The sequence below is a fragment of the Pandoraea faecigallinarum genome, assembly GCF_001029105.3.
Classification (GTDB): domain Bacteria; phylum Pseudomonadota; class Gammaproteobacteria; order Burkholderiales; family Burkholderiaceae; genus Pandoraea; species Pandoraea faecigallinarum.
In genome coordinates, this window is the sequence record NZ_CP011807.3 from 3,985,270 (window position 1) to 4,010,284 (window position 25,015).

Genomic DNA, 25,015 nt, shown 5'->3' on the forward strand with positions numbered 1-25,015 from the left:
TGCCATGTCTATCGTCAACATCGCTGCGTACAAGTTCGTCACGCTCGACGACATCGCGACCCTGCGTCCGGCCCTGCTCGAACGCTGCCAGGCGCTCGCCTTGAAGGGCACCATCCTGCTCGCGCCGGAAGGCATCAATCTGTTTCTGGCGGGCTCGCGCGAGGCCATCGACGCCTTCCTCGCCGGCCTGCGCGCCGACACCCGGTTTGCCGACCTCGAAGTCAAGGAAAGCCTCTCGGACGATCAGCCGTTTCGCCGGATGCTCGTGCGTCAGAAGAAAGAGATCATCACGATGAAGATGCCGGTCATCAAGCCGGCGGATGGCCGTGCGCCGGGTGTCGATCCCGCCACGCTCAAGCGCTGGCTCGACGCCGGCCGGGACGACGAAGGCCGTCCGGTGGTGATGCTCGACACGCGCAACGACTTCGAAGTCGACGTCGGCACGTTCGACAACGCGATCGACTACCGTCTCACGAAATTCTCGGAATTCCCTGACGTCATCGCCGCACATCGCGCAGACTTCGAGGGCAAGACCATCGTGTCGTTCTGCACCGGTGGCATTCGCTGTGAGAAGGCCGCGATCTACATGCGCGACATCGGGCTCGAACACACATATCAGCTCGACGGCGGCATTCTCAAGTATTTCGAAGACGTGGGCGGCGCGCACTATCAGGGCGACTGCTTCGTGTTCGACTACCGCACGGCGCTCACGCCGGAACTCGCGCCGTCCGCCACCAGGCAGTGCTTCGCATGCCGCGCTGTCGTGACGGCCGAAGCACAGCGCAGTCCCGACTACATCGAAGGCAAGCAATGCCCAGCATGCGCGGGTAGCCGTCGAACGACGGGAGTGTCCGGTGGCGCCGCGGCGGCCATGGCAGCCGATGCGGCGGCGGCAACATCGGCTACAGCGGCCTGAGCGCGCAGGTGGACCCGGCTTCGGCGCCACAGGCCGCTTCGCCCGCCGGCACTTGCCTGCCGGTGTCGTCCCCTTCACGATACCGCGGGCGCTTCGCCCCTTCCCCGACCGGGCCGCTGCATCGCGGCTCACTCGTCACGGCACTGGCCAGTTGGCTCGACGCTCGCGCGCACAACGGCGTGTGGATCGTTCGCATGGAAGATCTGGACGAACCGCGATGCGTGCCCGGCGCCGCGCAGGACATTCTCGATACGCTGCACCGCCTCGGGCTCCATTCGGACGAACCCGTCGTCTGGCAAAGCCGCCGTCATGCCCACTACGAGCGAGCGCTCGTCTCGCTCACGGCGCGCGGTCTCGTCTACCCCTGTGGCTGCACCCGTCGCGAGATTGCCGACTCGCTCACCCGCGTGCACGCGCGTCACAGCACACTGGCGTATCCGGGGACCTGTCGCGACGGCCTGCATGGCAAAACGGCCCGCGCGTGGCGTCTGCGGGTCCCGGACGGCGACGCCGCGCTGATGCGCTTTCAGGATCGCTGGAAGGGGCCGCAGACCCAGAATCTGGCGACGGAAGTCGGCGATTTCGTGCTCAAGCGCGCGGATGGGCAATGGGCCTATCAACTGGCGGTGGTCGTGGACGACCAGTTGCAAGGCATCACCGACATCGTGCGCGGCGCCGACCTGCTCGACTCGACAGCGCGTCAAATCTATCTCCAGACATGTCTCGATGCCCCGGCACCACGCTACCTGCACGTTCCGCTCGTCATGGCAGACGATGGGGAGAAGTTGAGCAAGCAGAACGGCGCAGCCCCCTTGTCGCTCGACACGCCGACGGCCGTGCTCGCGGCATTGAAGAACGCCGCCGCGCACCTGGGCTTACCGGCGACGCTTGCGGACATCGCAGATCGGGATCGCTTTTATGCGGCCGCTACGCAGGCATGGCGCGAGCGGCACGGACACTGACACCATCGCGATTCATTCGCAGCAACAAAAAAGCCAGCGTAAAAACGCTGGCTTCCTTCATCGGACTTGCCCCGCGTCGATTCGGTCTCAGCCGGACTTGCGCGGGAAACCCGCGAGCAACGCGGCAACCTGACGTTTCGGGGCCTTCTCGGACGGAACACCGAACGCCGTCGGCGCACCGCTGTCGAGCGACGCCCGGTTGTCGTGCCGGGATTCGCCGGCCGACGGCGACGGCTCGTAAGGCTTGTAGAAGAACTCGTCCTCCGGACGCACGCGCCGTGGCATGGCCGCACCGCCGCTGCGACCGACGCGCAAGCCGTCGTGACGGCCATGACGCTCGCTGCGCTCATAGCGCTCACCCCGCTCGCCACGCTCGTCGCGCGAACGGCTGCGACGCTCCAGCGTCATTTGGCCACGCTTGAGTTCGCGCTTGATGAGCTTCTCGATTTCCACGAGTTGCTTGCGCTCGTCCGGGGCGCACAGCGAAAGCGCGACACCCGACGCACCGGCGCGTCCCGTACGGCCGATACGGTGCACATAGTCTTCCGCGTTGTACGGCAGATCGTAATTGATCACGCCCGGCAGATCGGAGATGTCGAGACCACGAGCCGCCACGTCGGTCGCGACCAGCGCGCGGATATTGCCTTGCTTGAACGCTTCGAGCGCCTGCATGCGCTCGTTTTGCGACTTGTCGCCGTGAATGGCGGCCGTCACGACACCGTCGCGCTCCAGTTGTCGCGCGAGACGGCTTGCACCGATCTTGCTGTTGACGAACACGATCACCTGCTTGAGATCGCGCTCGTTGAGAATCTGCACCACGGCGGCGCGCTTGTCGTCTTCATCCACTTCGTAGACGACCTGCTCGACCGTATCGGCCGTCGCATTGCGACGCGCCACTTCGATCGTGACCGGACTCGTGAGATAGCTCGATGCGAGCTTCTTGATTTCGTTCGAGAACGTTGCCGAGAAAAGCAGCGTCTGGCGCTGCTTCGGCAGCAAATTCAGAATGCGCTGAAGATCCGGCAGGAAGCCCATGTCCAGCATGCGGTCGGCCTCGTCGAGCACCAGCATCTTCACCTGGCTCAGGTTCACCGTCTTCTGTTCGACGTGATCGAGCAGACGGCCCGGCGTGGCGATGAGGATTTCGACACCGCGTCGCAGGGCATCCTTCTGCGGATTCATGTCGACGCCGCCGAACACCACCGTGTTGCGCAGCGGCGTGTGCTTCGCGTACAGGCGCACGTTGTCTGCCACCTGATCGGCGAGTTCGCGTGTCGGCGTGAGGATCAGTGCGCGCACCGGATGACGGGCGGGCGATGCACTCGTGTTGGCGTCGGGCAACAGGCGCTGAATGATCGGCAGCGAGAAACTCGCGGTCTTGCCGGTCCCCGTTTGCGCGGCACCCATGACGTCGCGACCGGACAGCACCACCGGAATGGCCTGGGCCTGAATCGGCGTCGGCTGGGTGTAGCCCTGCTCGGCGATGGCCCGCAAGATGTCCGCATGCAGCCCAAAGCTATCGAAGCCGGGGGTCGGAACAGCATTTACGTCAGCCATGATGAAGGGACATCTCTTTTAAAAAAACGGGGGCCGCCACGCGGAAGGGTTTCCGCATCAAAGCTCACTCGCGAAGATTCAAGGGGCGCTGCGCGCCATGCTCGGGGCTGGCGCGAGAGGGGCCTGTCGGGTGACAGATGCGTCGGGCGCCGCCGGACCAGGGTGGTCGTCAAGAAGCGAAACAGACGCAATTCTAGCACTTGCGCACGACCAACGTGTGACAACGGCCCTTACCGGGCCGCGTTCTCGGGGTGACGGGCAACGCAGCGAGGCTCAGCGGCCCGCACCGGCGTTGGCGCTGCTGCCGTCGGACTTGCCCGGCTTGGCGGCGGACACAGCCTTGCCGGCCGCGGGTTTGACGGCTTTCGCCGTCGCCGTGTTTGCCGTGCGCTGCCGGTTCGCGTAGCGTTGCGCCAGAACGGCGCAGACCATCAGTTGCATCTGATGAAACAACATGAGCGGCAGTACGATGGCGCCCAGCGGGCCGGTCGCAAACAGCACCTTGGCCATCGGGATACCGCTCGCCAGACTCTTCTTCGAGCCGCAGAAGACAATGGTGATCTCGTCTTCACGCGAAAAACCCAGCCAGCGTGCCGAATAGGTCGTCAACGCCAGCATGATGGTCAGAATGACCGCGCAGCACCCCAGCAGGCCGAGCAGCGCCAGCGGTGGAATCTGATGCCACAGGCCCGTATTCACCGCCTCGCTGAAGGCCGTGTAGACGACCAGCAGAATCGAGCCCTGATCCACCACCTTGAGCAGTCCGCGATTGCGCTCGACCCATTTGCCGATGGCCTTGCGCGAGAGTTGTCCGGCGATGAACGGCACGAGCAGCTGCAACATGATGTTGCCGATGGAGTCGAACGGCGAGGCGCCGCTGTTGCCGTCGTGATGCACCACGATCAGGCCGACCAGCACCGGCGTGATGAAAATGCCGAACAGGCTCGACGCCGACGCGCTGCACACGGCCGCCGGCACGTTGCCGCGCGCCATCGAGGTAAAGGCGATGGCCGACTGGACGGTCGCCGGAAGCGTGCAAAGGAACAGGATGCCCAGATACAACTCGGGAGTCACCATCCACGAGAGCACGGGTCTGAGCACCACGCCCACGATCGGAAAGATAACGAACGTGCTGGCGAACACCAGCAGGTGCAAACGCCAGTGCGTGGCACCGGCGAGCACCGCCTCGCGCGACAATTTCGCGCCGTGCAGGAAGAACAATGCGGCAATCGCCACGTTGGTCAGCAGGTTGAAGGCGACTTCGCCCTCGCCGTGCGCCGGCAGAAAACTGGCCAGTGCCACGGTGGCGACCAGCATCAACGTGAAATTGTCGGGAAGGAAACGCGGTCTGGCCATCGTCTATCTCGAATACTCTCTCGAATGCGTCTAAAAATGCCAAAGCCCGTCCGCCAGAACACGCAGGCCGCGGCCGGGCCGTCGGCGGGGTCACGAACCGGAGTAGGGATCGGAAAAGTGACCGGAAGTGTGCGCTCGCGCTACGGGTTTTCACGTATTAGAGCGCAAGGCCAGTTAAAATACAAATTCATTTAAAAATTTTATTCATACCAAAGACGCATGAATATCTCGCTTCGGCAGCTCAAAGTGTTCCTCGCAGTGGCCGAACATGGCAGTTTCAGCCGGGCGGGCGAGGTTATTGGCCTGACTCAGCCGGCCGTGAGCCGCGGCATACGGGAATTGGAGCAAGAACTCGGTCTCAAGCTGGTGGACCGGACGACACGCGAGGTCACGCTGACCGAAGTGGGCGCCAGCCTCTCCGCCACCCTCGCGCGCGTGCTCGACGAACTGGAAAGCGCCCTGCGCGACACGCACGGGCTGGCCGAAGAGCGACGCGGCCGGGTGCGGGTGGCCAGCGCCCCGACCATCTCCGCGAACCTGATGCCGGAGTGCATTTCCGCCTGTGCCGCCCGGTATCCGGACATCACACTGATGCTGCGCGATCAGGTACAGACTCTGGCGACCGACAGCGTGCGGCATGGCGAAGTGGATTTCGGGGTGATCGTGGCCTCGGAAGGCACGGACGATCTGGTCGGCGAGCCGATCATGGTCGAACCGTTTCTCGTGGTGTGCGACCGCTCGCATCGCTTTGCAAAACAAGCCCAGGTGACGTGGAAGGAACTCAATGGCGAGAAACTCGTGTTGCTCGACTACGCGTCCGGCAGCCGTCCGCTGATCGACCGGGCGCTGGCCGAACATGGTGCTTATTGCCGGGTCGCGCAGGAAGTTGGGCATGCGATCACCGTCTTCCGGATGGTCGAAGCCGGCATCGGCATCAGTATCATGCCGGCGCTGGCCTTGCCGGCAGTGCCCGGGCTTCAGGAACCGGGCAGCCGTCTCGTTGCGCTGCCGTTGATTCCGCAGATCGACCGCACCATCATGCTCGTGCGCCGCAAGAACCGGACGCTCTCGCCCGCCGCCCAGTCGGTCTGGGAATTGATCCAGCAAATCACGTCGACGCAAGGCGCACCCGCAAAGTAAGTGAGCGTTTGCTACAATAAGTAGGCGTCGACTCCCCCGAACGTGCGCGACCGGGCCACCGGGCTCCCGCCCGCCTTGCCACCGCGCCTCGACGCCATGCCCGCGCCCGGCGGGCATTGTGTTTCCGGTACGGCGTCATGGACTTGTTCATCAAATACTTCAGCCCGCTGTGGCTTTTCCACGCGGCAGCCGATCTGTCCTTCTGGCAGCGGCATCAACTCGACGCGCGTATGCGGATCGTAAGCCGCTTCATGTGGCGCTATGTCATGCGTTGGTGTGTAGTCAGTGCCGTGTTGCTCGTGCCCGCCGCCGTGATGGCGCATGGTCTGGCGGCGACCGGTCTGGCTCTCGCCGGTGGCGTCTCGGCGAGCGTGGCGGTCCTGATGGCCGCACTGGCGCTCGCCTGCCTCATCGGTTCGCGCCTGCGCTGACCGGCCGGTACCCGGCGCTCCAGGCATTGCGCGATTCGTCACACGAGTCGACTATGATGGAACGGCTCGCCTCGCGCGTTCGTCGACACCGGCGCGCGGCGCCGGCGTCTCTTGACCCCTAAGGAGATTCCCATGGCCAACGCCAAGATCCTGGTGGTGTTCTATAGCATGTACGGGCACATCTACAAGATGGCCGAAGCGGTTGCCGAAGGTGCACGCAGTGTCGCCAGCGCCGAAGTCACTGTCATGCAAGTCCCTGAACTCGTGCCCGACGACGTCCTCGAGAAGAGCGGCGCGAAGGCCGCACGCGCCGCATTTGCGAGCGTGCCCGTCGCGCGCGTCGACCAACTCGTCGAATACGACGCGATCATTTTCGGCACCCCTACCCGCTTCGGCAACATGACCGCGCAGATGCGCAACTTCCTCGACCAGACCGGCGGCCTCTGGGCCAAGGGGGCGCTCGTTGGCAAAGTCGGCAGCGTCTTCGCCAGCACCGCGACCCAGCACGGCGGGCAGGAAACGACGATCACCAGCTTCCACACCACGCTGCTCCACCACGGCATGGTCATCGTCGGCGTGCCGTACACCGAACCGGGCCTCACCAACATGGCGGAAATTACCGGCGGCAGCCCCTATGGTGCGACCACGCTCGCGGCGGGCGACGGCTCCCGGCAACCCAGCGAAAACGAGTTGAAGATCGCCAGGACGCAAGGCCGTCACGTCGCGGAAATCGCCGCCGCCCTCAAGCACGGCCGCACGCTCTAAGTCACCCCGCTCGCGCGGATGCCGTGCTACAGCGTGTGCACCGCGCGAGTCTCCGACGTTCGCTTCGGTGCGGCCCTGGTTCGACCTCAAGGCGACCGCGCGCCGGCTTCGGACCGGCCTCAGATCAACTTCAGATCCTTGAGCACGCTGCGCACGATGCGCGCACGCTTCGGCCCGTCGGCGTCGCCTCCCATGTCCATGTTCAACGCGACCATCGTGAGATTGCCGTCGCGTTCGAGCCAGCCGACCCACCAGCCGATATCCGGCTTCTTGTCGACGAACCACCCCGTCTTGCCGTGAAGCACGTAGTCGGCGTTGGCTTCCACGATCGAAATCTGACGCACGATGTCCTGCGTTCTCGCCGAGAACGGCAACGTGCCGCGCGCGAGACGTTGCAGGAAATCGACCTGTTCGCGCGCCGAGATCTGCAAGCTGTCATCGACCCAATACGCATCTGCCGCGCGCCCGATGGTGCGATTGCCGTACCCGAGCGCATTGAGTTTCGCCTGCGCATACTCGCGCGGGATCTTGTGCGACACGGCTTGGTAGCACGGCAGACACGACACGCGAAACGCCGTGCGCAGATCCATCGCGGCGTTCCATGCCTTCACGCGGCGCGGCTTGCCATCCCAGGGAATGATCTCGCGCTCGTTGTCCAGCGCCCCCGACTCCAGCGCCAGCAGGCTGTTGAATATCTTGTACGTCGATGCAGGCGACATGCGGCGCTGCGCGCGTGCGGCATCGAACGCCTGATATGTCTGCGTCTTGCCGTCTAACACGACGATCGTGCCCTTGACGTTTTCCGCCGCGAAATACTTGCCCCAGTCGGCGCGTTCGGTCATGTGCACGGAGGCACTTTTCTCCCCCTCGGCGGCATGCGCCGGCGTCGTGAACATGACGGGAGAGACGAGCGCCGAGGCCAGACGCAATACGAAGGCAATGCGTCGCCAGCGGGAGATTGTCGTTTTCATTTCGTTGTCCTGATTGGATGGATGACAAAGACGTTGTCGGCGTATCGATGGCGCTGGCCAGGCACCGCGTTTCGAAAGCGTTTGCAGCTTAGTGCGCGTTTCGCGAGATGCAAAGCCGAGCTACCGTAACCGATGTAACCGCCGTATCATCGGCGCATTCCTTCCGAGTACGTCGAAGATCGTGCGCAAGCTGCCCGCTGCGCGGCACGACTCGATGCCGCCCGACGCCATGTCAGATACCGTCGTCCCCACCCTTCCGCCTCGCCCTGCCGGCGCGCCGTCTCACGCCCGGACACGCGTCGTGCGCCTCGATGCCCCCCAGAAAATCGACGGGCAGCCGGTGCGTTACCAGAGTCTGTGGCTGCTCATGCGCGTCTACTACGCCGCGCATTACGAAACCTCGCCGGTAACCTTGGCGTCATTGAAGATTCGCTTCGGTCAGGCCGCCGGCGATATGCGTATGCTCGTTAGCCGCGCATTTTCGGATTTTGCGCGGTGGGGTATCGCCGTGGGCTGGGGCGACGATCGTCAAATGGACGTGCGTCTGCTGCCCACGCGTGGGCGCGGCAAAGGTCCGTTCTGGCTGGCCCCGCAGGAGATGTCGCGCATCGAGGTCATGATCGGCGATGCCGCACCCGCCGACGCCCGTCGCGCCATCGCGGCCTTTCTCGGTCTGCCGCTGGCCTCGGTGCCCGACACGCAGTCGCCCGCACTCGATTACGTCATGCAGGACATTGCGTTCTGGCATCACCTGACGCTGGGCAAACGCGACATGCAGGATGGCGTGTTCTTCGCACCGCCGTGTGCACCGTCCGCGGGCGGGCCCAGGCGACAGCAGCGCACGGGCGCCATCCCCTCGTTTCATGCGGCGCAGCTCTGCGCCGTGGACGACGTGCAACGCGGCATCGCCCTGCTCGCCGAGACGATCGTATGGCGCCGCATGGGTGACGCAGCGCGGACCAAACGCACGCTCGCCACGCTCGCTGCGACCGTTGACGCCAATCGGCCGGGATCGCCGACGTTACGCGCCATGCACTGGATCGTGCAGGCATGGCAAGCCTACGCATCGCGTGACGAAGCGGGCGCGCTGGCGCATCTGCACCGCATCAGCGACGACGCGACGCTCGCGCCCTGTCTCGTCTATAACCCGCGTATCCGCTTCGAAAGCCGCAATCTGCAAGCGTTGTTGCACAAGTCGCACGCCGCGCGCAACGGCCCGATTTCAGCGCGAGCGCAATCGGCTGCCGACGCGCTCGCTGCCTTCTCCGACGCCCTGCAAGCGGCCTTCGAAGCCGACTCCATCGAGCTCGCGCAACACGTCGCGGCGAACATCGGCCTGTCGCTCTGGCTGTTCTGGCAAGGTGCGCTCATCGACCCCGGCAGACGCCTCGCCGCCGCCGACGTGCAACGTCAAGCGTTGCGCTGGATCGGCCTGTCGGAGTGGATTTGCGATCGCTTCGGCGTGGGCGGGAATTCCGTCTGGAATACCGTCTTTCTGTTGCGTATCGCGCGAGGCGCCGTACCCGCGAGGCGGGACCCGGATCTGGAGACGCTGCGCGCGAGCACGCCGCTGGCCGTCGACGCCTTTCTCGACGCCGTGCAGCCCTTCGGCGCACCATTCTCCCGCGCCAAGGGATTCTGGCGCTGGACCGACGTCATCGTGACGACGCTTGACGACCACGAAGAGGGACGCGTTCGTTTCGAGCCGTTACAACTTGCCAACCTTTGGTTCGAGATGTTGTGGTTTGCGCTGCATCAGGACGGCGATTCGCCGCAAGCCCTGCATGCCGCGCGCTCGCTCGGACGTGTCCTGCCGCTGCTGCCGCCGCCGGACCGGCGATTTTTCCGCGATGCCCTGCGCCTGATGCCACGCGAGTTTCAGCGGGAAGTGCGTCTCGCGCAATAGCGCCTTGCCGGACGATCGGGCGGGCTCGCCACGGGCGCGTCATCCGTTTCCGGCGGGCCTTCGATACACGCCGGGCAACGCGCGATATGTCGCACCGCACCATGATCGGTTCACGTTTTTCGGGACACATCGCGCTTGTGTTTGCCGGGTATGTCGGTGTATCGTTGCCGCAAAGCTAAGCGCAGGGGTCCTGCAACGTGAGTTGTGGGTGAGAAATACCCTTAGAACCTGATCTGGATAATGCCAGCGCAGGGAGCGTAGAAATTCCTCGCCCCCGTTCATGCTCCTGAGCCGCTTTGCGCCGAATTTGTCGGCGTCAACACGTGCCCCGCCAGGAGACATTGCATGAACGCCAATCCGAAGTTCCTCTCAGCCAACGCGCGCGTGGACGAAGCCGCGATCGCACCGCTGCCCAATTCCCGCAAGATCTACGTACAGGGCTCGCGCCCGGACATTCAGGTCCCGATGCGCGAAATCTCGCAAGCCGACACGCCCACGAGCTTCGGCGGCGAAAAGAATCCGCCGATCTACGTCTACGACTGCTCGGGTCCGTACACCGATCCGAATGCGACCATCGATATCCGTTCCGGTCTGCCCGCGCTGCGCGCGAAATGGATCGAAGAGCGCGGCGACACGGAAGCGCTGCCGGGCCTGTCCTCCGCTTACGGCCGTGAGCGCGCCAACGACAGCGCGACCGCCGACCTGCGCTTCCCCGGATTGCACCGCACGCCGCGTCGCGCGAAGGCCGGCAAGAACGTGACGCAAATGCATTACGCGCGTCAGGGCATCATCACGCCGGAGATGGAATACATCGCCATTCGCGAAAACCTGCGCCGCCAGGAATACATCGAAAGTGTGCGCAATACCGGCCCGCAGGGCGAGCGCCTGGCCAAGCTGCTCTCGCGCCAGCATCCGGGTCAGCATTTCGGCGCGAGCATTCCTGCCGAAATCACGCCGGAATTCGTGCGCGACGAAGTCGCACGCGGCCGCGCCATCATTCCGAACAACATCAACCACCCGGAGTCGGAGCCGATGATTATCGGCCGTAACTTCCTCGTGAAGATCAACGCGAACATCGGCAACTCCGCCGTGACGTCGTCGATCGGCGAAGAAGTGGACAAGATGACGTGGGCCATCCGCTGGGGCGGCGACACCGTCATGGATCTGTCGACGGGCAAGCACATCCACGAAACGCGCGAGTGGATTCTGCGTAACAGCCCGGTGCCCATCGGCACGGTGCCGATCTATCAGGCACTGGAAAAGGTCAACGGCAAGGCCGAAGATCTGACGTGGGAAATGTTCCGCGACACACTCATCGAGCAGGCCGAGCAAGGCGTTGACTACTTCACGATCCACGCCGGCGTGCGCCTTGCGTACGTACCGATGACGGCCAACCGCATGACGGGTATCGTCAGCCGCGGCGGCTCGATCATGGCCAAGTGGTGTCTCGCGCATCACAAGGAAAGCTTCCTGTACACGCACTTCGAAGAGATCTGCGAAATCATGAAGGCGTACGACGTCGCGTTCTCGCTGGGCGACGGCCTGCGTCCCGGCTCGATCTACGATGCCAACGACGAAGCGCAACTCTCCGAACTCAAGACGCTCGGCGAACTCACGCAAATCGCGTGGAAGCACGACGTTCAGGTGATGATCGAAGGCCCGGGCCACGTGCCGATGCAACTCATCAAGGAGAACATGGATCTCCAGCTCGAGTACTGCGACGAAGCCCCGTTCTACACGCTCGGCCCGTTGTCCACGGACATCGCGCCGGGTTACGACCACATCACGTCGGGTATCGGCGCGGCGACCATCGGCTGGTACGGCACGGCCATGCTGTGCTATGTCACGCCGAAGGAACACCTGGGTTTGCCGAACAAGGACGACGTGAAGGAAGGCATCATCACGTACAAGCTGGCGGCGCACGCGGCCGACCTTGCCAAGGGGCACCCCGGCTCGCAGATTCGTGACAACGCGCTGTCGAAGGCACGTTTCGAGTTCCGTTGGGAAGACCAGTTCAACCTGGGCCTCGATCCGGACAAGGCCCGTGAATTCCACGACGAAACGCTGCCGAAGGACTCCGCCAAGGTGGCGCATTTCTGCTCGATGTGCGGACCGCACTTCTGCTCGATGAAGATCACGCAGGACGTGCGCGATTACGCGGCCAAGCAAGGCATCAGTGACGAAGCCGCGCTCAAGCAGGGCATGGAAGTGAAGGCTGTCGAGTTCGTCAAGAGCGGTGCCGAGATCTATCGCCGCACCTGACGTCCGAGGTCGCCCCCGATGTCGTCCACGCATGCCGCAAGGCATTCGGGTGGCAGGAAAGGCGAAACGCGGAAACGCGCCCGGGTAACGCCGGGCGCTTTTTTTTGCGACGTAGGCGAGTCGACCGGAATTAGCCGGCGTCGGGCTTTTGGCTCGTCGCCTCCGCGGGCACCGTGGGAATGCCCTGCATCGTCAACTGATTACGCAAGCGCTGCGTGGCAATATGCGGCGCCATGGACGAGAGCGATGTCGCCAATGCCGTAAACGCCTTGGTGTTCGTCGCCGGTATCGCCGCCGCATCGACGACCTCCACGTGACGCATGTCCCAGTGCCGCTCGCCCAGTTGCTCGATGCCGAGCGCCAGCTTTACCCATTCGTGCGTTCCCAGTCCGACCGAACCCGGCAGATCGCCGCGTACGAACGCCTGGTGCATCGGCAGGCCATCGGAGAATCCCACGCGCAGCATCCACTCGGTACTCTCGGCAGACGGCAGCAAACGTGTTCCGGCGTGCAGACGGTCGTTCAGCCCTCCAATGAACTTCCTCGGCGGCGTGTTCATCAGGCATGCCGTCGTCCACTCCTTCTTGCCTGCCAATGCCGGTTTGCCCGTCCAGCGGCGCGCGGTGTTGGCCACGGTCTTCGTCACGTCCGCCCGGCTGGGATCGAACGGTACGGTGCCATTCCTGCCGCCGGTGCCGAGCAATGAGCCGTTGACGATATCGCGGCAGATCTGGGCACGCTCGCTCCGGCCGTCGGGCATGACGACCGGGTGATTCCTGCCTTCGAGCGCAGCAACCCGCGTATTGACGTTCTGCGCGCTTGCGCAGACATGGAGTGTCGCCACGGATGCGGCGGACAGAACGGGCTGGGCCGCGCGCGGTGCGTCGAAGATCGCCCCGGCGAGCGACGGGTCGACCACATCGACGTTGTCGACATCCATCGGCGCGAGTGCAACAGCGCCGAAGAACGTCCCGCCATCGGCGCCATCACCTTTAATTTCGGAAGATACAGGCGATGCCGACGCGAACGCCGTCTGAAAATCGCGCCTCGCCTGAGGTCGCAGATCGTTATCGTCGCGCCCCTCCGCAGCCGCGACGATGGGCCGGTGAACCCGCCACGGATGCGCCTGCGTTCCGGCGCGGACATTCGCCACATTGGCGATTTGCAGCAGCGGCATGCCGGCGGCGTCGGCCATTCCGGCATCCGGATTAAGTGCCACAGGTGCGAGAAACGCCAGCCCGCCTACGCCGGGCGGTTGATGCAATGGCTGCATACCGAAGGTCATCAGGAAGTCCTATGAAAAATGGAAAAGGAGGAGTCGTGGCTTTGCGCCACGCTTCGATGCCGTCGCAATACGGCGTCAAAGCGACGTCCACGATGCCCGAACGGTCGTTCGGGAATTGTCGGTTCTGCACGCCGGCTCTCGCAGGTCGTGCAAGCGACCGTCCGGGAGTAGACAGCGCCGGCCGCTTGCGCGCGCCGGTCACGCAGGGGTCGCGCTGTCGGAGTGCCCCCAAGTTATGGCATGCTATCGGACAGCGATACAGCCGACGCGGCTGACGCGGCACCCGCGCTACAGCCCGAAGGCATCTCAAAATGATGGCCGGCAGGCCTTGTTTTGAAATGTCTCCCTGCTCTCCGGACCCACTCCCGTGCGAACCGGTCCGGCCTGCGTCGCGGCGATGTATCCGCACTCGCACTTACAGGGACAACAATATGAGTGGTTACGGTTTTCTTTTCAGTATTCTCCTGCTGGTGCTGGCAAGCGCCTTCTTTTCCGCTTCCGAAATCTCGTTGACCGCCGCCAAGCGCACCAAGCTGCAGGTGCTCATGGAAAAGGGCGACGAACAGGCGGTCAAAGTGCTCGCTCTCAAGGAACAGCCGGGCAACTTTTTCACCGTCGTGCAGATTGGTGTGAACGCGGTCGCGGTGCTCGGCGGCGTGCTCGGCGAGAGCTTCCTCACCGGCTATCTGTTCGAGTGGCTGTCGCCCTTTACCGATCAGGCGCTGGCGCTGCGCTTGGCCGGTATCGGCTCGTTCCTGTTCATCACGATCGCCTTCATCCAGTTCGCGGATCTGATTCCCAAACGCCTCGCCATGGTCAATCCCGAGCGGGTGGCAATGGCCATCATCGATCCGATGCTGCTCTGCCTGAAGGTGCTGCGCCCGCTCGTCTATCTCTTCAATGGCGTCGCCAATCTGTTTCTGCGCATGTTCAAGCTGCCGACCCATGCCATCGACAACATTACCTCGGAAGACATTGCGGCGATGGTGGGCGCCGGCGCGCAGGCCGGTGTGCTGCGCAAGCAGGAACTGCATCTGATCGAGAACGTGTTCGAACTCGAGTCGCGCACCGTCGGCTCGGTCATGACCTTCCGCGACGACGTGGTCTATTTCACCATCTCCGAGGACGAGCGCAGCATTCGCCAGAAGATCACGGAAAGCCCGCATTCGAAGTATCTTGTTTGCCGCGACGAAATCGACAATGTGCTGGGTTACGTCGATTCGAAAGATCTGCTCCAGCGCATTGCGAGCGAAGATCTGTCGAGCGTGATCCGCAATCTGGATCGCCTCTACGCCAAGAAGCTGCTGGTGATTCCGGACACGCTGAACCTGTCCGAAGCGCTCGCGCGCTTCAAGGAAACCCGTGAAGGCTTCGCCGTCATCATCAACGAATACGGCATGGTCGTCGGCGTGGTGACCCTCAATGACATCGTGGGTGCGCTCATGGGCGACGTGGTCCACCCCGCCGACGAAGATCAGATCGTGCAGCGCGACGAACACTCATGGCTCGTCGATGGCGTGACCTCGGTCGAGGACGTGAAGAAGACTCTCGATATCGACGAACTTCCTGGCGAAGGCAAGTTCGAGACCATTGCCGGGTTCATGATCTATCAGCTCAAACGCATTCCGAAGAAATCGGAAGCCACGGAGGCCGCAGGATACAAGTTCGAGGTGGTCGACATCGACAACTACAAGATCGACCAGTTGCTCGTAACCCGCCTCGGTGCCGTGGCCGAGGCCGCTATCGCGGCCTCAAAGGCCGCGGAAAATCCGGCGGCGCAGCGGACATCGTAGCCAGCACCTCGGTCAGCCGGTCGGTCAGGCCTCCATCGCGCTGCGTCGGCCGCGCGATGGCCGACGCGATCACCGGCCAGGGCGAAAACAGCCACGCCTCACGACGCGCGCGCGTCACACCGGTGTAGACCAACTCGCGCGACAGCACACGGCTTGCCTGTTCGGGCAGAACGATGGCGACGCGCTCGAACTCCGAACCCTGCGACTTGTGAATCGTCATGGCAAACGCGGTCTCATGGGCGGGCAAACTCGCCGGCGAGTACAGGCGGTAACGGCCATCCGGCGTCGCAAACGCAACGCGTAACGTGCCCGATGGCCCAAGCGGCAAGGCGATGCCAATATCCCCGTTGAAGAGATTGAGCGCATATTCGTTCTGCGTGACCAGCACGGGACGCCCCGCAAACCACGCGCCACCTCCCGCGCCCAGCGCCACGCCCGCGCGACGCGCCAGCAGTGCCGTCAACTGCGCACCCAGAAACTCAACGCCCCGCCGCCCGCCACGCGTCGCGCACAACACCCGGAACTGACCGAAAGCGGCGAACACCGGTTGCGCGACCATTGCAATGTCGGTCGACATGGCCGCAGCCGGATCTCCCAGTTGCTCGATGGTTTGCATGGCCTGCGCGAGCGCTTCCAGGTATTGGCCGTACCCGTCGGCAAGCACATTCAGATTGTGCGACGACAACTGGATGCCACCATCCTCGCTGAGCAGCACTCGATCGGGTGATACGCCTTCTGCCAATACGGCACGCGTTTCTCGTTGCTCGCCGGAGGTCGCAAGCGCGCTCTCGCCAACGGCAAACTCCTTGCGGGCATCGATAACCCTGCCCGTCTTGATCGCGCTCGCCAGTCGTCCGATCGCCGAATGCGCGCCGAAACGATAGGTCCGCTCCAACCAGACGACGGCGTCTTCCAGTCCTCTCGCCGTGCGTGCGCAGGTCGACACATTCGGCGTAGCCGACGCGCCCGGCGCGAGCGGACCCGAACGCGGCAAATCGTCCGCGGGCCACGCCAGCGCCGTCAGAAGCTGCGCGCGCATCGCCTCGGAGAATGCCCGCTGCGCACTCAGTTCCCCGAATACCGCACCAGCTTCGACGGCGGCCAACTGATCCTTGTCACCCAGCAGAATCAAGCGCGCCTCGTCCGGCACCGCCTCAAGCAATGCCGTCGCCATCGACAGGTCGATCATCGACGCCTCGTCCACGACGATCAGGTCGTAGGGCAAAGGATTGCCGGCGTGATGACGGAAGCGCCGCCCGACCTGATCGGCCGACTCGGGCAACACGCCCAGCAGGCGATGCAACGTCACCGCCGCCTCGGGCAATGCCATGCGCACAGCTTGCGGCAGATACTGACGCGCCGTGAGCGCCTCCTGCATCCGCTGTGCCGCCTTGCCCGTGGGGGCGGCGAGCGCGACACGAAGGTTGGCGTCGCGCTCCAGCAGGCATGCCAGCAGACCGACGACAGTCGTCGTCTTGCCCGTTCCCGGACCACCGCTGAGAACGACCAGCGAGCGTCGAAGCGCCAACGCCGCAGCGGCCATCTGCCAGTTCGGCTCTCGCCGGCCGTCCGGCGAGAGAAGTACACCGTCGCCGAAGTAACGATGCAGGCGTTCCCGATCCGCCGCGGTAATGGACCCGGCAGGGGAATCCGGCGCGTCGGAAAGGCGTTGCGTCGTCGAGAGCTTGCGGGCCAGCGCGGCGGCCAAACGGGCTTCGTACCCGTAATAGCGCGCCAGATACAGACGATCATGGTCGTCGAGCAACAATGGAAACGCGTCGCCCTGTGCTTCGCCTGCGAGGGCACGTGCGAGGCTGGCGGGTGCGCACAGTCCGCTCGCGAAAAGCGCATCGCGCCAGACGGACAGCGCGGGCGCATCTCCCGGGAACAATTCGCCGCTGGCCTGCACGTCGAGTAGGTTGTCGAGCGGCACGCAGACATGGCCCTCCGACGTGGCAAGGCTCACCTCGAAGGCGGCGCGCCGCACATAGCGACATATGACCTCGTCGGCGCCATTGCCACGCGCCAGCAGTTCCATGCGGCGCGCGAATCCCTGCGCGAGACGCACGACACCGCTATCGGCCAATGGCGCACCGGACGCGTCCCCCGTATGACGTCGGTCGATCATGCGCCCTCCCCACCGATGTCCGCCACGCCCGCCCCCGCTGCGGGGGCCGCCGTACTGCCTCGTCCGTCGAGCGAAAGCGCTTCGGCAAGCGCCGCGTTCTCGCCTGCGGCGAACAAGCCGTCAAGTGCATCGACCATTTCCCGCGACGGCTTATCGAAGAAGACGCCCGGCACATCGTCGCCGGCCAGATGTGCACTCGCCCAATCGGGACGTACGCCCCGCACGAAGAGGTAAAGGCTGCCGCCCATATCGCGGTCGTAATCGTAGTTCGGTAGACGGCGCTGCAAATAGCGATGCAGCGCAAGCGTGTAAAGCAAATATTGCAAGTGGTAGCCATGCTCGGCCATCGCCTCGCGCAGACCGTCCGCGGCATAGTTCTCGGGGGCAGTACCCAGATAGTTGGACTTCCAGTCGAGGATCCACCATTGGCCGCCGTGCCGGAACACCAGATCGATAAAACCTTTGAGGTAACCCCGCAGCACCGTCGCTTCGAGCGGCAGGTCGGGGTAACCGAACTGCCGGAGCAGCCCGCGCAATGCTTCGAGCGACACCGCATCGGCCGGATACGTGAACTCCATTTCGGTCAGCCGTTCCGTCAGCGCGACGTCAGCCAGATGCATGCCGGGACGCAACGGCGTGGCGAGCGTATCGGCCAGCATGTTCATCATCATGGCGCGCCACGTATCGTTGTGCTCGGCACCACGGCCCGGCGGACGTTCGCGCAACGCCCGCGCTACCGCGTGCGGCCATTGTGCGCGTGACTGAAAATCCGCAAGCTCGAACACCCGGTGCAGACTTTCGCCGGCAGCCGGGCCACGCGGGAATCGCAGAATATCCTCCGCGGGGGGCCAGGTGTCGTCGCCTTCCGGCGGCAATGCGAATACCGGCCCGGCATTGGCCTGCGCGTCGTAGTCCGGTCGCGTTCGCTCCGGCGCGCTCAACTGCCCCCCACCTAGTTGGGGGCCGGTATGCATACCCGCCAACAGTCCCGAGAAGCTGCCGATGCGCCAGACTTCTCGCAAGGCGCGCGTACTCGTACGTGGCGCAAGGTCCTGCGGCATGTCGTGCACCACCCGCGTGTCGTTATCGAGCGCGTCGCCGACCGGCAGCGGCACGACGTCGAGCGGGCCGCCGACGAGCGCTTTCCACGCGTTGCGAATCGTCCCAACGCGCTCGTCGGTATCGACTGTCGACGAAATCCAGGCGTCGAACGAGATCCCCTGACCGGCGGCAAGCCAGTTGAGCATGCCGCCGCACGCCTCCTTCACACTGCGGCGAGACGAATAAATGCCCGCTGCCAGATAGCACCGGTACACCGCTCGGGTCAGTGCGACATACAGCAGACGTGCCTGCTCGGCGGATTGCTCCTGACGCAAGGCCGCAGCGGCTGGCGATCCTTTGCCCGCAGCATCGGTAAAGTCGATGACGGCAGTGGCACCGTCGTGATATTCAAGGCCTTCGAGCCCGCCGGTGTCCCGCACCGCACCGTCCCAGAGGAACGGGCAGAAGACCACGCCATACTCAAGCCCCTTCGACTTGTGAACGGTCACGATCTGCACCAGATTCTGGTCCGACTCGAGCCGCAATTGCGTCTCTTCGCCTCCGCTCGCGCTGCGTTGAGACGCCAGCCAGCGCAGCAACGCCGGCATGCCCGGTTGTTCGGCCCAGCGTGCCTGCGCCAACTCGGCCAGGTGCATGAAATTTGTCAGACGCCGCTCCCCCCCGGGCTGCGCGACCAACCGTGCCGCCAGCCCCAGTTCGCGCATGAGCGTGCGCCACATCGCCGAGAAACCACGGTCGGTCCACAACTGTCGATAGCGTTGCAAACGCTCGATCCAGGCGATCGCTTCCGCATCGGATGCCTCACTCGTCTGCATGCGATATAGCGCCGTTGCGTCGAGTCCGAAAAGCTCCGTTGCGAGCGCCGCTCGAAGGGCGCGCACGTCCCCCGGCGCTTCCACTGCCCGCAGCACGCGCAGCAACGTTTCGGCTTCCTCACTCGCGAATACCGATTCCTGCGTCAGCTCGACGCTGCCCACGGCGTGTTCGGCGAGCATGGCCTTCATGAGCGCGCCCTGCCGGTGCGTCTGGACGATCACCGCAATGTCGCCCGGTGCCAGCGGCCGGTCGCCGACGAGTACTTCGTCGCGCGACGCGCCTGCGAGCAAGCGAGCCACCTCTGCGGCCGTCGCACGCGCGCACGCTTGCTGTGCTTCGTCCTTCGACAGCGGCTCGTCTTCGTCGGGCAGCCACCACACCGTGAAGTCCGCCACGTCACGCACGTCCGATAACGGCGGACGTCGGCGTGCGCCCGGTCGCACCGGAGGATAGTCGAGTCCGTCGAGCACGAAGGCACGGTCGTGCGCGCCAAAGAGCCGGTTGCCCGCTTCGATGATGGCGGGCGTGGAGCGCTGATTGACGGCAAGCGTGTACGCCGCGTCGGCGTTCTCGCGTGCCGCCAGATAGGTATGAAGGTCGGCAGCGCGAAAGCTGTAGATGGCCTGCTTCGGGTCGCCCACCATGAACATCGGGCCGCGCCCCTCATGCGCAGATGTCGGCGATGCCGCGGATGTCGCCGGTGCCCGGGCGGTCTGGCCGTACACCGCGCTGAAAATGGCGAATTGCAGTGGGTCGGTATCCTGGAATTCGTCGATCAGCGCGCAGGGATAGCGCTCGCGCAGCGCCTGCGCGAGGTCGGGATGCTGATTGAGCGCGCGCGCGATATTGCCGAGAAGATCGTCGAACGACACCACGCGCAATTGGCGTTTGCGTAGCGCCAGTTGTTCCGGCGCCTGTGTCAACCATGTGCGCAGAATCCGTAGCCACTGCATCGCGTAACGTTCGTCGGCGTCGGCGCGTGCACGCACGAGGACATCCGCCATCTCGAAGAACCGGTGACCGGGCGGCGTTTCTCCCTTTTTGATGTCTTTGGCCAGACGCGTCGTCGTCAGCAACTCCGCTTTCGGCGCCAACGGCGCGCCGGCATCGCGCGAGCCGAGGTATCGCTGCCACGCCGACACGGCCTGCGGGAGCGACGTGTCGTTGTAGATGTTCTTTTTGTAAGACGGCAACGCACGGCGCATGAGCTCGGCAATCACCGGCGCGTCGGTCTCCCAGCAGTCGCACGCTGCCGAGTAGGTGGCGAGCAGCGCGGTGTCCGCAGACGCCTGCGCATCACTTTGGACCGCTTCCGGCCAGCGCAGCTCGGACATGGGCTTTTTCAACCGTCGCGCCAACTGATCGGTGAGCGTGCCCGGCGAACGTTTCCGGTCCACGAGCCACGCGGCAAAACTATCGTCCTGCGCCGCCATCGGCTCCACCACCTGACGCCAGAACTCCACCGCCAGATCGTGTCGCACGCCGTTGTCGTCAGGCACCAGCTCATACGCAAACGGCAGCCCGGCCGCGAACGGCACCTCGGCAAGGGCGCGCTGGCAGAAGCCGTGAATCGTGTGAATCGAAGCCTGATCGAAGCCGCGCAGCGCCCTTTGCAGGCACTCGCGAATGGCTTTCGCCGACATATCGCCGCGCTCGATCAAGCCCGCAATCATCACGTTGAACAACGGATCGTCGCTGGCATCGGGATCGAAGTCGGGGAGATCTTCATCGTCACCGCTTTCGCTCGCCGCGTCTTCGTCGCCAAAGACAGGCGCCATTGCCGCAACCAGCCCCGACAGGCGAGCGCGAATGCGCTCGCGCAACTCTGCCGTCGCGGCATTCGTAAAGGTCACCACGAGAATTTGCTCGACGCTCAGTTGCTTTTCGAGCAGCAGGCGTACATAGAGCGCGCAGATATTCCAGGTCTTGCCGGTGCCGGCAGACGCTTCAATCAGGCAAACGCCATCGAGGTCGCACCCAAAAACGTCGAGGTCCGTGAGCCGGGTCATGCGCCCTCCACGAGTTCAAGGTGCTGCGCCAACGGTCCGAACATTGTGTTCGCCAGCAGGTCGAACGGCGAGGCCAGCGGGTCGTCCACGCCGCGCCAGACCAGTTTCGTGTAGGGGTCGTCCGCATCTGCGCGGGCGAATGCGGAACCCAGCCAGGCGCTTTGCGCATCCGCCAGTTTGCCGGTGCTGGCGAGCTTCCAGGCGCTTCGCACGAAAAACGGCAGCGGACGTGTCTGTCCGAGCCGATACAACGCAATCCATTGCGCCAGGAGCGCCGCCGCATCGTCCACAGGACGCAATGCGAATGTCTCGTCTTCGCCGTACCAGAGCGTTCTGGCAGCGATGTCCAACCCCGCGTGCTCCGGCTGTTGCAAATGGGCGCACAGTGCGAGATGGGCAAGCCATGCCGCCAGCAAATCGCTCGGGCGCATGCTGCCATAGCGGTACATTACCAGACCATGACGCGAGACCGGTGCGAGGCGCCCTTGCAGCACACAGTCGGCAAACAGCGTGGCATCGCCATGCCATATTGCCTGCGTCGACGCTTTCCAGGTCGGCGGCAGCGCAGGCGTCAACGTCAATGTGACCAGAAGCTCCCCGGTGCCGTCCGCCTGCGCCTGCCGCACCTGCGCAGCGAGTGCGCGCAGGCCGCCCAATTCACGGCGCCGCCAGACCGCTCCGGTGGCACCACCGGGCAGTTCATGACTCACGCTGGCGATCCGTTCGATGGCCTCTGCGCTGGCGCGTGCATCGCGCACGTCGTCGCGCAGCAGGCGAGGCAAGAGGCGCGAGGCAAGCGCGTCGCGTCCCGTCCAGTCGAGCGCGAACGGCTCCTCGTCTTCAACCTCCGTGAGCATCTCGTTGAGCGAAAGGCCCAACCGGTCGCGCGCCCAGGCACGCCCCGGATGCCGCCAGAAGCGCAGGAGATCGTCCAGCGTCAGATGCGTTTGCACGATGGCGGGCAGCGGCTCACCAGCGAACGGCACGGCCACCGCTTGCGGCACCGGCGACGCCAGTTGGCCGGCCAATTGCTGCGCGGCTTCGCCGTTGGACACGTCGTAGCTGTACAACGACGGCACCGTGCCATCGAAATACTTTGGCGAGAACGGCTGAAGCGGATGCAACACCACAAGGCGCTCCCGCGCTTCGCGTTGCTCATCGAGACTGAAGCCTTGCGACATCGGCGCGAGCAACTGACCGGTGAAGTCCAGCAATTCGTCTACCACCGTCGACGGCGGCAGCGGTGCGTTATCGCGCACGCTTCGTCCCGTATAGGTCACCAGGAAGCGGTCCTGCGCACTCAACATCAAATCGAGAAAGAGATTGCGCTCGTCATCGCGCCGCTGGCGGTCGCCGCGCTGCGGCAGTGCGCGCATCAGGTCGAACTCGTCCGCACGTACACGCCCCGGCAATACGCCGTCGTCCATGCCGATCATGCACACGACGCGATACGGTAACAACCGCAAACTGGGAATCGCCGCAAACGTCACGCGTCCGGCAGGCACGCCGCCGCGCGTGGGATCGTCGAGCGCATTGGCCAGCACACGCGCCACCACGTCCACCGGGACCCGAACCTCGGGCGCACCGTCTGCGATGGCCGAACCGATTTGCTCTATCGCCATGCGCACTTCGGCAACGTCGTCGGCAAATCTCGGCTCGTCGGAAAAGAATTGCTCCAACATGGCGAGCAACTGATCCCGCCACGCGAGACCGGTACGCTCGCTTTGCAGCGCGACTACCGTCATGTCGAGATCGTCGATCAGGCGGGCCAACTGGCCGAGCAGTTCGGCGCGACCGCCTTCAATGCCTCCGACAGGCAGCCAGTCGTCGACAGGCATGGCATCGTCCGGCAGCGCGTAGCCCAGGAACAGTCGCATCATGGCGTCGCCCAGCGTGTGGCGCTCCAGTGCGGGGGCAACGTCTCCGCCGCCATCACCGCTCGCCCCCGGACTATCGAGCCGCAGCAGAGCGTCTCCTCGCCAACCTCGCCGCGCCCCGGCAGCGTGCAACCAGTTCTGAATGGCATCGAGCACATTGCCGCCCAGATCGTAGCGCTGCGCCACCGCTTCCGTTCGCGCCAGCTCGACCAGACTCGACGCCGCCACGCGCTGCTGCGGCAGCGCAAGAATCGCCCCGAACGCCCGGGCGACCGGATTGGTTCGCGTTGGCGGCAGGCCAGTCACCAGATAGGGAATGCGCGGCGTGGCAGTGCCGAACACGGCGTCGATCAGCGGTGCCGCACGGCCGAGGTCCGGCACGGTTATCAGCACATCGTCCGGGCGCAAGTCGGGGAGTTCGTCGAAGCACGCCAGCAACCGGTCGTGCAGCACTTCGATCTGTCGCGCAAGGCTATGACAGACGTGCACCTGCACCGATCCGTCGGCGCCAACACCGTCCGGGGCGCCATGGCGTCCATCGTCCAATGTGAGAATGCCGTTTTGCAATGCGGCGAGCAGTGTCGGCGCGGGATTTGGCTGAAACAGCGCCCGGTCCTCCACGGCTTGCGGCGCGAGGTCCGCATACAGGGCGTCGATGTGCGACTGCGTCTGCCTCCCCCATTCGGCCAGCAGCGGATGCCCCACCTCGCGATGGGCCGCACCGTCGCGCTTCGTCAGATACGACAGCCGCGACGGCGGCACGATGTCGAACCAATAGCTCTCGCAGGGATTGAGGACATACAGGTGAACGTCGATCAACCGGGACATTGCCTTGAGCAACGCCATCGAAAGCGGCGGCATCGACGACAGCGCAAACACCGAGACGCGGGACGGCCAGCCCACCGGCACCGTCTCCGGCGTCAATTGCTCGATACGGTCGATCGCACGCAGCGTCGGGTGACGCTCGCGAATCTCGAGATGCGCCAGCACCTGACGCCATAACGCGCTCTGCCAGGCCTCGTCGGCGCGCTGGACCTCGCCCCAGGTCGCCGCCGCCCCCGGCGTGATCGATTCGCCGGACTGCCATCGCTCCAGCCAGTCCGGCCGGTACGTCAGATATTGATCGTAGATATGGGCGAGGCGGTCCGCCAGCTCGAAGCGCATGACGTCGTCCGCTCCCGACAGATAACCCGCCAGACGCGGCGACGCCTCGACCCACGGCTTCCCAAGACATTGGTACAGCGGCCAGACCAGCCGGTCCGGCGCAAACGGCGAGCTTTCCGGCACCGTCAGCAATTTCCCGGCCATGTCCCACAACCACTGCGCGAGGTAGGCGAGACGCACGTTGGCGCACACGCCGAAGACATCCGCATAGTCCAGTTCCAGCCGGCGGCGCACCGCCACGCTCGGCACGATGATGGTTTCCGTCTCGAACGGATCGACAGGTCCCGTCGACGCGCCGGGCGCCTGTGCGAGATCGCGCAGCAAGGCGGCTTCGAGCGTGGTGAACCGGTTGGAGAAGAATAGATGGAGCATGCGGGCGTGACGGCTTAGCGAGTCTGTTCGCAAGCATAGCAAATGCCTCACGGCAAAGCCCATCGGACGGGTCCGAAAGCTTGCCCCGTCATCGGTGACCGTCCATCCGCTTTGCGCCAGCGGGCCGGCGGCCGGCGCCTAGCGTGTAACGGGCAGTATCCCCACTTCGCGGCACGCAGGCGTTCAGCTAGACTCTCACTGCGCCGCGCGTTACCCCATGGCGCGGCCGGCTTTGCTGCGGAA

General features: G+C 64.5%; 15 protein-coding genes and 1 riboswitch. Of the genes, 8 read left to right on the forward strand and 7 right to left on the reverse strand.

The window, feature by feature from the left end; all coding sequences use genetic code 11:
* Positions 1-4 precede the first annotated feature (4 nt).
* Together AB870_RS17450 and gluQRS are read left to right on the forward strand one after the other, a co-directional pair.
* Positions 5-916, forward strand: a complete 912-nt coding sequence (locus tag AB870_RS17450; protein WP_084664197.1) for a sulfurtransferase — start codon at positions 5-7, stop codon at positions 914-916.
* 56 nt (positions 917-972) lie between these two features.
* Positions 973-1,878, forward strand: a complete 906-nt coding sequence (gluQRS, locus tag AB870_RS17455) for a tRNA glutamyl-Q(34) synthetase GluQRS (protein ID WP_418304009.1) — start codon at positions 973-975, stop codon at positions 1,876-1,878.
* A gap of 87 nt (positions 1,879-1,965) precedes the next feature.
* Here gluQRS and AB870_RS17460 read toward each other — a convergent pair whose 3' ends face one another.
* Together AB870_RS17460 and AB870_RS17465 are read right to left on the reverse strand one after the other, a co-directional pair.
* On the reverse strand, positions 1,966-3,435 hold the full coding sequence (locus AB870_RS17460; protein WP_047905682.1) for a DEAD/DEAH box helicase: 1,470 nt from the start codon (positions 3,433-3,435) through the stop codon (positions 1,966-1,968).
* A 273-nt stretch (positions 3,436-3,708) separates the two neighbouring features.
* The gene (locus AB870_RS17465; protein WP_047905683.1) at positions 3,709-4,791 is read right to left on the reverse strand and encodes a bile acid:sodium symporter family protein; all 1,083 of its coding nucleotides are present in this window, start codon (positions 4,789-4,791) and stop codon (positions 3,709-3,711) included.
* Between the two features lie 219 nt (positions 4,792-5,010).
* Here AB870_RS17465 and AB870_RS17470 point away from each other — a divergent pair, with 219 nt between their 5' ends.
* From AB870_RS17470 to wrbA, 3 genes are all read left to right on the forward strand, one after another.
* Positions 5,011-5,931 (forward strand): LysR family transcriptional regulator, encoded by a 921-nt coding sequence (locus AB870_RS17470; protein WP_047905684.1) that lies wholly within the window; start codon positions 5,011-5,013, stop codon positions 5,929-5,931.
* A gap of 137 nt (positions 5,932-6,068) precedes the next feature.
* Positions 6,069-6,362: a hypothetical protein gene (locus AB870_RS17475; protein WP_047905685.1), complete on the forward strand. Its 294-nt coding sequence runs from the start codon at positions 6,069-6,071 to the stop codon at positions 6,360-6,362.
* Positions 6,363-6,494: 132 nt separating this feature from the next.
* On the forward strand, positions 6,495-7,127 hold the full coding sequence (gene wrbA / locus AB870_RS17480) for an NAD(P)H:quinone oxidoreductase (protein ID WP_047905686.1): 633 nt from the start codon (positions 6,495-6,497) through the stop codon (positions 7,125-7,127).
* A 119-nt stretch (positions 7,128-7,246) separates the two neighbouring features.
* Here wrbA and blaOXA read toward each other — a convergent pair whose 3' ends face one another.
* The gene (gene blaOXA, locus AB870_RS17485) at positions 7,247-8,098 is read right to left on the reverse strand and encodes an OXA-62 family carbapenem-hydrolyzing class D beta-lactamase (RefSeq protein WP_053059421.1); all 852 of its coding nucleotides are present in this window, start codon (positions 8,096-8,098) and stop codon (positions 7,247-7,249) included.
* Between the two features lie 301 nt (positions 8,099-8,399).
* On the opposite strand from blaOXA, the gene AB870_RS17490 reads away from it, so the two are divergent.
* Positions 8,400-10,004 carry a hypothetical protein gene (locus tag AB870_RS17490; protein WP_047908355.1) on the forward strand — a complete coding sequence of 535 codons (1,605 nt, stop codon included), beginning with the start codon at positions 8,400-8,402 and terminating at the stop codon, positions 10,002-10,004.
* Positions 10,005-10,177: 173 nt separating this feature from the next.
* Positions 10,178-10,276, forward strand: a riboswitch (TPP riboswitch).
* 73 nt (positions 10,277-10,349) lie between these two features.
* Positions 10,350-12,266 carry a phosphomethylpyrimidine synthase ThiC gene (thiC, locus tag AB870_RS17495; RefSeq protein WP_047905687.1) on the forward strand — a complete coding sequence of 639 codons (1,917 nt, stop codon included), beginning with the start codon at positions 10,350-10,352 and terminating at the stop codon, positions 12,264-12,266.
* Positions 12,267-12,396: 130 nt separating this feature from the next.
* Here the strand turns inward: thiC and AB870_RS17500 are convergent, their stop codons facing one another.
* A complete protein-coding gene (locus AB870_RS17500; RefSeq protein WP_047905688.1) occupies positions 12,397-13,551 on the reverse strand; it encodes a hypothetical protein in 1,155 nt (384 codons plus the stop codon).
* Between the two features lie 431 nt (positions 13,552-13,982).
* Between AB870_RS17500 and paeA the strand changes: the two genes are divergently transcribed.
* Positions 13,983-15,344, forward strand: a complete 1,362-nt coding sequence (paeA, locus tag AB870_RS17505) for a polyamine export protein PaeA (RefSeq protein WP_047905689.1) — start codon at positions 13,983-13,985, stop codon at positions 15,342-15,344.
* Here the strand turns inward: paeA and recD are convergent.
* From recD to recC, 3 genes are read right to left on the reverse strand one after another with little or no spacing between them, the layout of a single operon-like run.
* Positions 15,292-17,472 (reverse strand): exodeoxyribonuclease V subunit alpha, encoded by a 2,181-nt coding sequence (gene recD / locus AB870_RS17510; RefSeq protein ID WP_053059423.1) that lies wholly within the window; start codon positions 17,470-17,472, stop codon positions 15,292-15,294. The genes paeA and recD overlap by 53 nt on opposite strands.
* Positions 17,469-21,359: an exodeoxyribonuclease V subunit beta gene (gene recB, locus AB870_RS17515; RefSeq protein WP_064674862.1), complete on the reverse strand. Its 3,891-nt coding sequence runs from the start codon at positions 21,357-21,359 to the stop codon at positions 17,469-17,471. The genes recD and recB overlap by 4 nt, the downstream gene beginning before the upstream one ends.
* Positions 21,356-24,772: an exodeoxyribonuclease V subunit gamma gene (gene recC, locus AB870_RS17520; protein WP_047905690.1), complete on the reverse strand. Its 3,417-nt coding sequence runs from the start codon at positions 24,770-24,772 to the stop codon at positions 21,356-21,358. The genes recB and recC overlap by 4 nt, the downstream gene beginning before the upstream one ends.
* Positions 24,773-25,015 lie beyond the last annotated feature (243 nt).